This window comes from Paenibacillus baimaensis (genome assembly GCF_025567575.1).
Window position 1 is genome coordinate 34,316 of the sequence record NZ_JAOQIO010000006.1, and the last position, 13,831, is coordinate 48,146.

11 protein-coding genes are annotated in these 13,831 nt (G+C 49.0%); 2 read left to right on the top strand and 9 right to left on the bottom strand.

Annotation, left to right across the window (positions count from 1 at the left end; translation table 11 throughout):
• Positions 1-16: 16 nt before the first annotated feature.
• Both OB236_RS01330 and OB236_RS01335 read left to right on the top strand, forming a co-directional pair.
• A complete protein-coding gene (locus OB236_RS01330; protein WP_262682379.1) occupies positions 17-712 on the top strand; it encodes a response regulator transcription factor in 696 nt (231 codons plus the stop codon).
• Positions 705-2,288 (top strand): sensor histidine kinase, encoded by a 1,584-nt coding sequence (locus OB236_RS01335; protein ID WP_262682273.1) that lies wholly within the window; start codon positions 705-707, stop codon positions 2,286-2,288. The genes OB236_RS01330 and OB236_RS01335 overlap by 8 nt, the downstream gene beginning before the upstream one ends.
• Positions 2,289-2,445: 157 nt before the next feature.
• On the opposite strand, the gene OB236_RS01340 is transcribed toward OB236_RS01335, so the two are convergent.
• From OB236_RS01340 to OB236_RS01380, 9 genes are all read right to left on the bottom strand, one after another.
• Positions 2,446-2,589 (bottom strand): hypothetical protein, encoded by a 144-nt coding sequence (locus OB236_RS01340; RefSeq protein ID WP_262682275.1) that lies wholly within the window; start codon positions 2,587-2,589, stop codon positions 2,446-2,448.
• A 137-nt stretch (positions 2,590-2,726) separates the two neighbouring features.
• A complete protein-coding gene (locus OB236_RS01345) occupies positions 2,727-3,986 on the bottom strand; it encodes an LCP family protein (protein WP_262682276.1) in 1,260 nt (419 codons plus the stop codon).
• Between the two features lie 116 nt (positions 3,987-4,102).
• Positions 4,103-5,287, bottom strand: coding sequence for a chromate transporter (locus tag OB236_RS01350; protein ID WP_262682279.1), 1,185 nt, complete (start codon positions 5,285-5,287; stop codon positions 4,103-4,105).
• Between the two features lie 94 nt (positions 5,288-5,381).
• Positions 5,382-6,128, bottom strand: a complete 747-nt coding sequence (gene map / locus OB236_RS01355) for a type I methionyl aminopeptidase (RefSeq protein ID WP_262682281.1) — start codon at positions 6,126-6,128, stop codon at positions 5,382-5,384.
• A 252-nt stretch (positions 6,129-6,380) separates the two neighbouring features.
• Positions 6,381-6,698 carry a hypothetical protein gene (locus OB236_RS01360; protein ID WP_076229797.1) on the bottom strand — a complete coding sequence of 106 codons (318 nt, stop codon included), beginning with the start codon at positions 6,696-6,698 and terminating at the stop codon, positions 6,381-6,383.
• A gap of 97 nt (positions 6,699-6,795) precedes the next feature.
• The gene (locus OB236_RS01365) at positions 6,796-8,253 is read right to left on the bottom strand and encodes a stalk domain-containing protein (protein ID WP_262682283.1); all 1,458 of its coding nucleotides are present in this window, start codon (positions 8,251-8,253) and stop codon (positions 6,796-6,798) included.
• 4 nt (positions 8,254-8,257) lie between these two features.
• The gene (locus OB236_RS01370) at positions 8,258-8,782 is read right to left on the bottom strand and encodes a dihydrofolate reductase (RefSeq protein WP_262682284.1); all 525 of its coding nucleotides are present in this window, start codon (positions 8,780-8,782) and stop codon (positions 8,258-8,260) included.
• A gap of 32 nt (positions 8,783-8,814) precedes the next feature.
• Positions 8,815-9,609 carry a thymidylate synthase gene (gene thyA / locus OB236_RS01375; protein WP_262682285.1) on the bottom strand — a complete coding sequence of 265 codons (795 nt, stop codon included), beginning with the start codon at positions 9,607-9,609 and terminating at the stop codon, positions 8,815-8,817.
• Positions 9,610-9,761: 152 nt separating this feature from the next.
• A complete protein-coding gene (locus OB236_RS01380; protein ID WP_262682286.1) occupies positions 9,762-13,829 on the bottom strand; it encodes an RCC1 domain-containing protein in 4,068 nt (1,355 codons plus the stop codon).
• Positions 13,830-13,831: the final 2 nt, after the last annotated feature.

Here is a 13,831-nt window from a genome sequence, read left to right on the forward strand (position 1 = left end):
GGAGGAGGAAGCCCATATCGCAGCTCCCAAAACAATACTTATTGTCGACGATGAGAAGGAAATTATCGATCTGCTGGAAATTTATTTAAAGAACGAAGGCTATCTATTGCTGCGCGCATCCGATGGAGAAGCCGCACTACATATTTTGCAAAAAGAAGAGGTGGATTTGATCGTGCTCGACATTATGATGCCCCGAATGAACGGGATAGAGGCTTGTCTCAAAATCCGTGAACAGCAAAACATGCCCATTATTATGCTCTCTGCCAAAGGAGAGGATATGGACAAAATTATTGGACTCAGCAGCGGCGCTGACGACTATCTCTCCAAGCCGTTCAACCCACTAGAGTTGATCGCCCGAATCAAATCACAGCTGCGTCGCTACACCCGGCTCAATATCCCTCTTGTAAACAAAGAGCATGAAATCGAGGTCGATGAGCTGCTTATCAACACACAGACTCACGAAGTCAAGTTGGATGGACGGAGCATTAAGCTGACACCTCGTGAATTTGCCATATTGGAACTGCTCGCCCGCCACCGCGGCATCGTGTGGAGTATCGAAAAAATTTATGAAGCGGTCTGGCAGGAAGCCTATTTTGATTCCGACAACACGGTCATGGTTCATATCCGCAAAATTCGCGAGAAAATGGAATCCAATCCGCGCAAGCCCAAATATATTAAAACCATCTGGGGGGTTGGCTACAAAGTTGAGTAAATATTCGGATATCCATCCTCAGTCTCGTTTGAACCGCTTTCCCTTTACCTGGTTCCCGTTTAATCTACTGCGCGGCTTGATCCTGTTCGCTATGGACCTGTTTCGTATGCTGAGTGGACAAGTCGGTCGCAGCCTGCGTCTCCAGTTGATGGTCACCTTTGCCTTCTGTCTGGCTGCTTCGCTGATCTTCTACTCCTTAAGCTCTGCCATATTCGGCGGCATCAAGCAGGAGCCTGTGATTGACTATGAATCCGGGGTGCAGCGTATCGATAATGCTGCCGAGAATATGGCTCGCATATTAAGCGATGACTACCACCACTATAATGAGACCGAGAAACAAAGTCCCGAAGCACAGGCCCTGATTGAAAAGCAGCGCGAACAGGAATTTACGGAGCAGGTACAGCGTGAAAGTTCAAGTAATCGTTATAAAATTATGGTTACCGACCTGTCTGGTACGGTCATATATAAAAGCCCGAACACGGCTGAAACCAGCATCGATATTCATAAAACGATCCGCAGCTCGATGGACACTCGCAGACAGCAAAATTTGACGCGGCGGCAGGAGGCTTCAAGCCTGTATCCGGTCACTTATAAGACGAAACCCGCCTATCTGTATGTGAGCGGCATTCCTGAGCCGAATATCAGCTACAAACGCGGAGAAAGTCCTTTTCCCATGGTTGGTGCGTTTATCCTATTTATCGTGCTCTTCTACTTTGTGACCCAGAAAAAAATGCGTTATATTGAGGAGCTCGCCGGAGGGCTCATTACAATTGCAACGGGCAATCTGAACTCCCGGGTGCCGGAGCGAAGTGACGATGAGCTGGGCTCGCTTGCCAAAAATATGAACCTGATGGCTGAGAAGCTGCAGCTGAAAATCGAAGAGGAGCGCCGGGCTGAGCGTTTGAAAAACGAGCTCGTGACCAACGTCTCTCATGACCTGCGCACACCGCTTACGCTTATTATCGGTTATCTCCGACTGTTAAATGACCGTAATTATGAGACGGAGCAGCAAGCTCGGACTTACCTCAGCATCGCTTACAATAAATCGGAGAAGCTCAATTCCCTCATTAACGATCTATTTATGTATACGAAGCTGACCCATCAGGATATCCCGTTAAATAAAGAAGGCATCGCGCTCAATGATCTGCTGGAGCAGTTGCTGGAGGAATTCGTGACACCAGCCGAGGAACAGCAGGTTATCCTCTCGCGCCATATCCCCAAGGAAAAATTATTTGTCAGCATCGATGTCGATCAGATGATCCGTGTATTCGAAAATCTGCTGGGCAACGCGCTGAAGTATAGTCCCAAGCCCGGGGTCATCACGGTCAGTATGATCAAGGAGCAGCGCTACGGCATCGTTCGGATTGGCAACAAAGCCGACGAACTGACCGAGCAGGAGCTGGAGCAGCTATTCGAACGATTTTTCAGAGTCGATGCCTCGCGTTCCTCGGACACAGGAGGTTCCGGTTTGGGGCTGGCTATAGCCAAAAGTATCGTTGAAGCGCATGAAGGTTCCATCGGTGTCGAGCAAAAGGACGGCGAGCTTGTATTTTATATTCGATTAAAGCTGGCTTGAAACTAACGGAAATCAGGTTACAAAATACGTTGTATTCATGCGGGGACTCCTTAAATAAGGGGCCCCTTTTTTATCGTCAAACCTGCGGAAGTATTTGTACGCAAGCAAACACGCCACCAATGTGCTTGGAGGCGTGTTTACCGATAAGCTAACGGTCTCAATATTCTACTTCATTGGCATTCTCATCACGAATTTGCTTCGTATCTTCGACCATAAACCCTGTTCGTTCATGTGCATCTGTGTCTTCATAGATGGTTTCCGGATCTCCATCTGTTTCAATATCGATTTTTTGATTGGGCATATGTATCCCTCCTTAAGGTCTAAGGGATATTTTTTCCAATGCAACAAAATTTATTCAGATCGATTCGTTCAGTCTCACACCTTTAAGGTACCATCCTTATATGTCCATCCTGTTATGATACTAATCGTTTTATCAGCTCATTCACCTGTCCGGCCCTCATATGTAGACTTACTGATCGTATTTTTGTCACTATTTACAGGCGGCTTCGGACTTACAGTCGTACCGCTCGTTGGCTTGCTGCTTTGTGGACTTGTGCTGGTACCACCACTGCCAGTCTTCCCTGTGCCTGCACTCGTACCTGTACCCTTACCTGATCCCACTGCTCCCTGCGTGCCGGTTCGATCTTCATTAGTTCTTCCAGGTAATGTCCCATCAGCTCCTGTACTTGTTCCCACGCCCGCACTTTCAGTGTTCTTCCCAAAATCGATAATAGACTCCGAATCCACATCTGACTCCGGCATTACGCCTCCATTCAGCTGCAGCTTCAGTGCAAAACGTGCTTTATTGATCACCTCATCCGACACTACGATATACGGACTGACCCACTCTCCGTCCAATGGGATGTACTCCACCTTTTCAGGTGAAATATCATAATAAGTGCTTAATAAATCACGGAGCTGCGAAGCTGGCACATCCGTTCGAATGTGATCACCCAGCGTGCCAATAATAGAACCCAGCTTGGTGACGCCATCCACACTTTTCAGAGAAGTGAGCAGCTCGTTCAGCACCTGCTGTTGACGTTGATTCCGCTCCAGATCGCTCGATTCCTCTGTATTACGGTTGGACTTGCGGTATCTGACAAAGTCGAGCACCTGCTTGCCATTCAGCAAAGCCGTCCCTTTTTTCAAATTAATATCGGTTCCATCCTCATCATCCACATAACGCATATTCATATCGACGTCGATCGTCAATCCACCCATCAAATCAACTACCTTACGGAAGCCGTCAAAATCAACCGTCACCGCATAATCGATCGGGATGCCCAACAAGTCACTGAAGATTTGCTTTGTATTGGCAAACGCCGTTTCCTTGTCCTTCAGCATAAAATGAGGATAATAATAGTTCGCTTTACGTGCTTCCAGACCCTCCGGGTCCAGCTGAAGATCGCGCGGCAGCGATACGAGGGTCGCCGACTTTTTATCTGGATTCAACGTGACCACCATGATCACATCCGAATTCAGGCTAGCGGATTCAGGTCGGTAGTCAATTCCCATCAGCAGCAGGGTAAGCGGCTTGACCTTGGCTGACTCCTTGATCGGCACAACGACAGGTACAGGTGCGCTCATTTTATCTAATGCTTTTTCCGCCTGACTATAAATAGAATACGTATATAGGCCCGTAACACCCGCTAGCAAAATCACACACAGACAAGCTATAATCCATATTTTCTTTTTCATATGTAAGCTCCGTTCCAATCAGTATACCGGATATCATCATATATATCCTTAAACATATATACCCTTAATTACTGAAAAAGGTTGCATTTTAAGACCATTTTGTTCATTTTATTTGGTTAGCTATTGAAAACCGCAAGCAGCATCCCGCCGCCAATTGACAAAATCACCATGCACCATGATGGCAGCTTCCAGAATAGCAGAGCTCCGAACAGAGCAAGTACCATCACAAAGTCACCAGGTGTTCGCACTGTACTCACCCATACCGGATCGTAAAGAGCAGCGAGCAGTATTCCGACAACAGCTGCGTTAATAGCAGTTAGCGCACCTCGGGTTTGAGGCTGTTTGCGCAGCTTGTTCCAGAAGGGCAAAGCCCCTAGCACCAGCAAAAAGGCGGGAAGGAAAATGGCTATCGTCGCAACTACCGCACCGACCCAGCCATGGATCATAAAGCCCAAATAGGAGGCGAACGTAAACAAAGGACCTGGGACTGCTTGCGCTGCTCCATAACCCGCTAGAAACTGTTCCTTACTCAACCAGCCCGTCGGCATTATCTCCTGCTCCAGCAATGGCAGCACCACATGGCCACCTCCAAAGACAAGTGCACCTGTACGGTAAAAGCTATCGATCATCGCCACCCATATGTTAGGGGTCAAACTTCGCAGCATGGGGAGCAGGAATAACAAAGCGACGAATGCAATCAACGAGCCGATAGCAAGCCTCCGATACGCAGGAGATACAGCCTGCACAGGCTTTTCCATTACCGTGCTGCTCTGCTTGTAGATCATAAGACCAACTACACCTGCCGCTATAATGACAATTAACTGAGTATAGGTAGATGGAAAAAGTAGTGCTATTGCAGTTGTCAGTATGGCTATCGTTGCTCTTCCGCGGTCTGGCGCCAGACTTTTACCCATTCCCCATACGGCCTGCGCCACGATGGCTACAGCCGCCAGCTTAAGTCCATGGAGCCAGCCTGTACTCGACGCATCCCAGCCCTGAGACCAATAGGCAAAGAGGGCGAGCACCACGGCTGAAGGCAGTGTAAACCCGATCCATGCCATAATAGCCCCTATGACCCCGCCGCGCATAAAGCCGATCCCGATGCCAACCTTGCTGCTCGCCGGACCAGGAAGAAATTGACATAGAGCAACCAAATCGGCATAGCTTCCCTCATCAATCCACTGCTTGCGTTTCACGTATTTCTCATGAAAATAACCAAGATGCGCCGCGGGGCCACCGAACGAGGTTAACCCTAATTGAAAAGAGACTGCCAATATATGAAGCCATGACACGCGTTTCATCTTTACACTCCACCCAGCAACTTTTTTGATTCCAGCTTAACATAAAAAAGAAGCTGTGCTCTGGTCTTTTTTGACTCAAGCACAGCCTATTCTGTTAAAGTTGTGTTAATATAATCGGTCCTTCACTCGTAATCGCAATCGTGTGTTCGTACTGAGCAGATAGACCGCCATCCAACGTTCTCGCTGTCCATCCATCGGGATCAGTCTTCGATTGGTAAGCAAACTCATTAATCATCGGTTCAATCGTAATGACCATACCCTCCGTAAATCGAATCCCTTTGCCCTGATGTCCATAATGAGGAACCTGTGGTTCTTCATGCATGGATTGCCCGATCCCGTGACCGACAAAATCACGCACAACCGAGAAGCCCTCGGATTCTGCATAGGATTGGATGGCATATCCCACATCACCCATACGGTTGCCGATTCTTGCTTGCTCAATACCTCGCATCAGGCTTTCCTTGGTTACTCTCAGCAGCTTATCCGCTGTTGCGGATACATTGCCTACCTTGTAGCTCCATGCCGAATCGGCTAACCATCCATCGAGATTAACGACCATATCGATGGTGACGATATCGCCATCACGGAGGGGCTCTTTTTTGGGAAATCCGTGGCAAATGACATCATTAACGGATGCGCAGGTAGCATACTCGTATCCGTGAAAGCCTTTTTGCTCAGGTGTGGCGCCATTCTCCTGAAGGAACTTCTCGACAAACTGATCGATTTCCCAAGATGTCACTCCCGGCTTGATTCGTTTGGCTATCTCCTGATGGCAGCGTGCAAGTATAAGTCCGGCTTCTCTCATTTGAGCTATTTCCTGCTTGCTTTTTATTATTATCATAGCTTCACCTCATCAAGTACAATTCTCGGTGCCCCCTTGTGAGCGGCCCCTTTAGGCATAAAACATCTTCCATACGTATGCAGCAAGTAGTCATAATGTTAACATATAATTTCGGCCGCGACAAAGATTGTCAAACAGCCCGAGAACACCACCAAATTGACGGTGTTCTCGGGCGGATACATAATGAGATGCGGCAGCTGAGGATCAACCGCCACCCTCCCTGATCAGATTGACAACGTTCTTCTATGCGGATTAACGCATCTGCTTGGGCTGTTCTGAATTCCCAAGGACTACATCCAAACTTTGCTCGGCTTGCGTCAGCTGCTCCTGAACCTGCTTAAGCACCTGCTGGTTAGGCTCAATTTCCTGCATATGGATCTGGCTTTGTGCCTGCTGCACAGTACGCATTGCCGTCTCCAACTGATCGATAGAGCTAGCCAGCTTCTGCGGATTGGAATCAATCTGTGCGTGGCGTACCGCCATTTCTGCATCCTTGGCAACCTGAATTGCCTTCTCCGCATTGTCGATTACATGCCGCAGGGGCATCTGGTGCTGATTGACTTCAGTCATTATGGGCACATCCTTTCAGTGGTTACTTCTCCCATAAGATGCACCAAAATCGCTGTATTCATTCCTTGGCTTTTGTCAGCATTGGCATTCCTTGCACTTACTTCAGATCCAAGGTAGCGCGATACAGCCCCTGATCCCAGCCAACCTTCGCTCCGAGCGTCTCCCCGACAAAGCGAAGCGGAATATAAATATGTCCGTCCACAATAGTCGGCGCCTGATCGAGCTGGATAGACTTGCCATTCACTGTCGCTTCAAGCACATCCGGCCGGAGCACGAGCTCGATGGAACCACGTTTGGACGTCAACACCCGTTCTTGCTCATTCCAATGGAAGTCCGCACCAATCCGTTCAAAAATGCCGCGAAACGGTACCATCGTCACATCCTTCTTAATGAAGCCACGAAATTCATGCACGAAGCTTCCGTTCACGGTCACCTGAACCTGTGGGTCCTCATAACGCTTCACGATCAGAGCATTACTCAGCAATCTTCCAGGTGTACGCTTCATAGCCCCTTCGACATACAAGCCAGAGCTGGCACCGCCATCCATGTTCATTGCCTCTCTTAAACCGAGCTGGACAAGTGCCTGTGCCATATCTGCAACCGTCGCCGCGGAAAGTGTCCCCATCAGCAGTTGGCCATTCCCGTCTACACCGACAAAGCTGCGAGTATTGGCTGTACTTGTAATTCTCGGATCATCGAAGCCATCTCTCGCATAATCGATATCAACCTGTCCATCGGTCACAAGCTTCGGTCCCACACCCATAGCCGTGTCCCACGATTGTGGCAAGCTTTCCGTGACTCCGCTGTTCCCATCCACGATGAGCGCTTCGACCTCCACCTCATCACCCTCATGAAGATGCGGCAGCAGGTTCTTGTCATTATTGCTGGAATGCCCTACGAAGATCACATAACCCTGCTCAGGAACGTCGGCTGATTGCTCGGTCATCTTCGTGATCCGTCCATTTTCGATGATAACCTTCATCCCGCCCGTCCGATCAATCCGCTCGGCAAAATGGCGGGTATACGCGACCACCTGATCCAAATCTTCATCACCATAATAAGTGTTCGTTCCCCATGGCGATACGGTATATACACTTTTGTTATGCTTGACTTTGAATGTAAGAGCGGTCTCCAGTCGATGAATCAACGCTGACTTATCTGTGCGGATACCGAGCGATACATTGTCACCCGACCGTACAAAGCTGCCGGACTCCACAAGTAAGCCATTCGGATGCCTTAAACTCTCGTCCTGCTCATACGCATCGAAAAAGGTTCCGTTAATGGCCGCCACAGCGCCACTGTGATCGATCATGGTTGCGAAGCTTTCCACATGACCAATCCCCTCTGCCGCTGTTACCGGCATCACGCGAAGATGCGGGTCCGACAGATCGATTGTCGTCCATTGTATCGTAAAGCTTTTACCGTTTGCCTGAACAACGGTTGATTGCAGCGGTAAAGAACCGCTAGCCGCGGCTGTTGGATCTGGCGCTATCCAGCCCAACATAAGAACAGCGATCGCTGCCGCGGCAGCTTGCTTGCCCCAGAGCTTCTTCATATGATCAACTCCGTTCGCCCGCCGGTTGGATACGCTCATAGATGACATAATCGTGCTTGTACACATTTTTTTCATCTGTGACTCCGGCTTCTCTGGCGACTTCCCGCCACTCGGCTTCATTGATCTCAGGAAAGTACGTATCGACTTCAAAGCGATGAGCAATTTCCGTGATATACATTCGGTCCACATCCGGCATGAATAACTTGAATACCTCAACACCGCCGATGACGAACAGCTCCTTGCCTTCCCAGCTCCCGCCGTGTCCAAAGCGCTCCAACGCTTCTTCGACCGAATGGACAATATCACAGCCCTCTGCGGTGTAGTCCTCGTCTCTGGTCAAAATCACGTTGTGCCGCTTGGGCAAAGGCTTATTGCCAATCGATTCGAACGTTTTGCGTCCCATCAAAATCGTATGCTCCAGAGTCGTTCTTTTGAAATAAGCAAAATCCGCCGGTAAATACCATGGCATCCGGTTATCCTTGCCAAAACCTCTTGCTTCATCCATTGCGAAAATATAGGATATGGTCATGATGATCCCCCTTGTTCGATTGACAGCTAAGCTTAAACTGCGATAATGGCCTTGATCCCCGGATGTGCCTGATAGCTGACAAATTCAAAATCCTCAAACGTATAGTCGAAGATCGAATCGGGTTTTCTTTTGATATGAAGTGTTGGCAGCGGGAACGGCTCTCGAGTTAACTGCAGCTCAACCTGCTCCAAATGGTTCAAGTAAATATGTGTATCGCCGCCCGTCCAGATTAAATCCCCGACTTCCAGATCACACTGCTGCGCAATCATATGGGTTAGCAGTGCGTACGACGCCAAATTAAAGGGGAGCCCCAAAAACGTGTCGATCGATCTCATCTGAAACATGCACGACAGCTTGCCGTTCGCAACATAAAACTGAAAAGCATAATGGCAGGGCGGCAAAGCCATACCATCGACTTCTGCAGGATTCCATGCGCTCACCAAATGTCTACGCGAATCCGGATTGCTTTTAATTTGCCCAATCACGTTCGTAATCTGATCAACAACTTGTCCATTAGGACCAAGCCATGTTCTCCACTGAGCACCATAGACCCGACCGAGATTTCCTTCTTCGTCAGCCCATTCGTCCCAAATCCTCACACCATTGTCACGTAAATACTTGATATTCGTATTGCCGCTTAAAAACCACAACAGTTCATGCACAATGGATTTGATATGAAGCTTCTTTGTCGTTAAGAGCGGGAAGCCTTCTTGAAGATTAATTCGCATCTGTCTTCCAAAAACGGAAATCGTCCCTGTACCCGTACGATCCCCCTTCTGTGCACCGTTATCTAAAACATCCCTAAGAAGATCTAAATAAGCTTTCATGATTCACCTCGTATGATTGATTGCTTGCACCTTAATACTTCCTCTTATTATATTCATTATTTCTAAAATTGAAAATCCAACCCTGATTAATAAAGAAAAGGAGCTTCCCTGTGTAAGTACTTCTACTCAGGAATAGCCCCATGATAAGTTGGTTATTGGGTAAATTTACTATCGATTAAATTGGCCGTTTCCAGCATCCGCTGAATAATTGCCGCCGTTTCCGCTCTTGTCATTTCGTTTTTCGGCATCAATCCGGTTTCGGAGCCTGTGACTAATTGACCCTTCACGGCTGCAGCAACCGCTCGTTTGGACCATTCGCCAATCGCTGCGTTGTCCGCAAATCTGGATAGTATGGTTTCTGTCTCTGCAGCACTTACGCTATCTTCAAGTCCAACGATCCTCATTGCGCGAGCGATCATAGTCAGTGCTTCTTCACGTGTGATCGTTTTTGTCGGACCGAATGTCCCATCTGCGTATCCTTCGATGATTCCGTACTCATGCGCTTTGGTTACCGCACCCACATACCAATCTGTGGACAATAGATCCGTAAAAGCAGTGATTTTTCCATTCTCAGGTAAACCAAGTGCCCGTATGATAATTGCCGCAAACTCGGCGCGGGAAATGGCTGCATCCGGTCTGTAGTGGATTCCATCTATTCCACTCACGATCAGGCTCGACGCCAAGTTGTTCACTGCCTCTTTCGCCCAATGTCCTTCGAGGTCCGTAAACGTCATCGGATGCCAAATAAGCGAATAGGTACTATTGGTCAGGCTGCTAATAACCGCAACACGGTTCCCGTCGCGAGCCCCAACACGTGTTGGCACGTGACGGAGCGTTCCGTCTGCTTCCAATACCACGGCAGTTGAAATTTCTCTCGCACTCACACTATCCGGCAGTGGAATTTCCCGCTCCACATAGGAACTAAACGTGCCCACTTCGATCGATTTACCGTTATACAAGGCCGTGACCATAAAGTCGATAGGTGGAACAACAACGGTAAATCGCCCTTGATTTGCCGTGTTATTGATGAGTCGGACCTTGTCGTTATCGCTCCTGGCTATATCCAGATGGATCTCAATATCAGCTAGCGATACTTGCTCTCCCAACTGCTTCGATAATTGATCGATTTGGATTTCCATTGCCGGCAGCTTATAATTCCCATTGGGCGTTTGGACTTCCAGTAGAGCCTGCTTCTTCTCCAAAGCTTTCACCAGGTCCCCGGTTAGTACTGCAGCAACCTTGTCGACTATTTGTGTCACTGAAATAACGACTACAGGCTGTTCTCCCTCTTTGTCAAGCTGCGCTTTCAATTTATCCGAATCCACTTTAACAGTCATTACGGTTTGCCCTTTTTCCTTTGTAATCGAGAATTTCGCCATCCGGTCCTGAAGCTGACCACTCACAGTCACCCCCAAACCCGTTTGCGTTTCCTGCATGCTCTGCTCCATTCCATCAGATGGGGTGCTGGATGAACTATCGGACGAATCGCCTGATGATCCACCGTCGGACGAGTCTCCTGGCGAGCCTCCAACCGATGAACTCGCCCGAAATACCGTCACCGTGTACTTCTTTGTCGTGCTATCCTGCGCGGTTACAACCAGTTCGATCCGGTTGCTGCCCACGCTCATTGGTAACGGATCACTTGCCTGTCCACTTGTCAGGCTAACCTTATCAAGTACAAGCGCATTGGCGTTGTCGTACACATTCGCCGTCACACTGGCATGACTTTCGTAAACCGCCGCGGCCACAGTAACCGACGACATGTTATTCGTCAAACTCGCTGTATATTCCGTCGTGCCTCTTGTTAGCACCGGACTGACTGCTATCTGATTCGTACCTGCATATATATTCAAACCGATTAAAGTCGCATCACTGCTGGGTGTGGTTGTGTCCGGTCCTACCTCTGTAGTAAAGCTCCAAGCTGCTGCATCGTCAACACCTGCAAAGCGATTACCCGTTAGGTCTTTGAACGCACCTTCGTCGATTTGCACGTAATATGTGGTATTAAAGGATAAATTCGCTGCTGGATGGACCGTAACCGTATCCCCCGATACGTTAACCCTCGATGTATCGGTTGCAGCAATCGTCTCAACGAGACTATTGTCCAGCACCTTCTTGATCATGATGTTTCTGCCAGCAACCGCCGTTACGTTCTCGCTGAAGGCCAATACGAAACTCGCATCAACCCTCACCCCGACTGCATGATTATTGGGTGCATAATTGATTACTGTGGGTGCGGTCGTATCCGCTGCTTCCGTCCACATAGCGTAAAGTATGACATTGGACGTACCCATGCCAAATGTCGCATTAGCAACATAACCCATTCCTCTTCCATCCGCTTGTGTATTCCACCCTGCGAAGATGTATCCCGGTCTGCTTAAGTTTCCCGTGTTGCCATATACGGTAACCGTTACTCCCTGCTCATAAGCTTTGCTGTCGGTCGGTACGCTTCCTCCTGTTCCACCGTTGGCACTATAGGTCACGGTGTAGGTGTTAATCGGAATGGCCGTCCACTGCGCATACAGCGTAACATTGGATGTACCCATGCCGAATGTCGCGTCAGCAACATAACCTGTTCCACTTCCATCCGCCCGTGTGTTCCACCCTGCGAAGGTGTATCCCGGCCTGCTCAGGTTCCCCGTGTTGCCATATACGGCTACCGTCACTCCTTGCGCATAAGCTTTGCTGTCAGTCGGTACGTTTCCTCCTGTGCCGCCGTTCGCGCTATAGGTCACGGTGTAGGTTGAATTTGTAGTGACCGTCTGCATCATATAGGCGCTCTTATAACCTACGAGATCTTTGACAATGATGTTGAAGTAGTAGGTCGTGCCGGGCTGCAATCCCGTTACATCCAATCTTCCTATATCCTCAGTATAGGTACCTAGTGCCGTTCCTTTTCTTTCCATATCGCTTACCGTTTGGATGTTGCTGCTCACAGAGCGGTATACCATATATTGCAGAGCATTCTGCTCACTCATGTTATCCGCTGCTTTCGTCCAATTCAAAGCAGCACTCGTGGAAGTCAAGGAGGATGCAGAGATCACTCCGCTGCTTAGGGTTGGAGCTGTCGCATCCATCACTGCCTTATTTTGCACGGGCGACAAGCGAGTCGTTGAAGTATTGTCACCCAGTTCGCCACTGCCGTTAAAGCCCCATGACCAGACCGTACCATCGCTTTTCATCGCGTAGCTGTGAAATCCGCCTCCGGCAATTGCCTTTATCTTGCTTAGACCAGATACCTTCACGGGTGAATTACGTTGGGTTGTCGTCCCATCTCCCAGTTGACCATAATTGTTATACCCCCAGGTCCACACGCTTCCGTCGTTTGTTATAGCGAGACTATGAAAACCACCTCCGGCAATGGTCGTCATGTTGCTTAGACCTGCTATTTGCACTGGAATCGTTCGATTCGTTCTCGTCCCATCGCCTACTGCACCATAACTATTCTGTCCCCAAGCCCAAATGTTCCCATCAGCATCGAGTGCAAGGCTATGATTACCTCCTGCAGCGACTGCCGTCACATGACTAAGACCAGGTACCTGTATAGGCGAAATCTGCTGCGCGGTCGAACCTATCCCTAGTTGGCCATTATCATTCAATCCCCACGCCCAAACCGTACCGTCATCTTTAAGAGCAAGACTGAAATATCCACCTGCAGCGATGGCTGTTACATGGTTTATACCATTGACCTGCACAGGACTTGTCCGTTGGCTTGTCGTCCCATCACCAAGTTCGCCATTATCATTCTTCCCCCAGGCCCATACTTGGCCATCTCCATCCAGAGCAAGAGTATGATAAGCGACGCCTCCAGAGACCGCCTTAATATGACTTAGACCAGTTACCTGTACAGGAATGGTTCGATCTGTTGTCGTACCATCGCCCAGCTGACCGTTGCTGTTGGAACCCCAAGCCACCACACTCTCGTCGTTTAACACCGCGAAGCTGCTTCGTACCCCTCCGGTAATCGACTTCACGCCGCCTGAGATCGTTGCTTTCCTTGGAACGGCTCGACTCACAGTCTCCCCGTTACCCAGTTGTCCGATGTCGCCCCTTCCCCACGACCATACTGTCCCATCACTAATCAGCCCTACACTGTGGTAATACCCTGCTGCTATTTGCGGAACGACCGTACCATCTGCATGCACCACATTCCCTGGGAACAATGGAAACCCGCCCAAAATGAGTATCCAGCAAAGTAAGAACTTCCCTAATTGCTTCATTC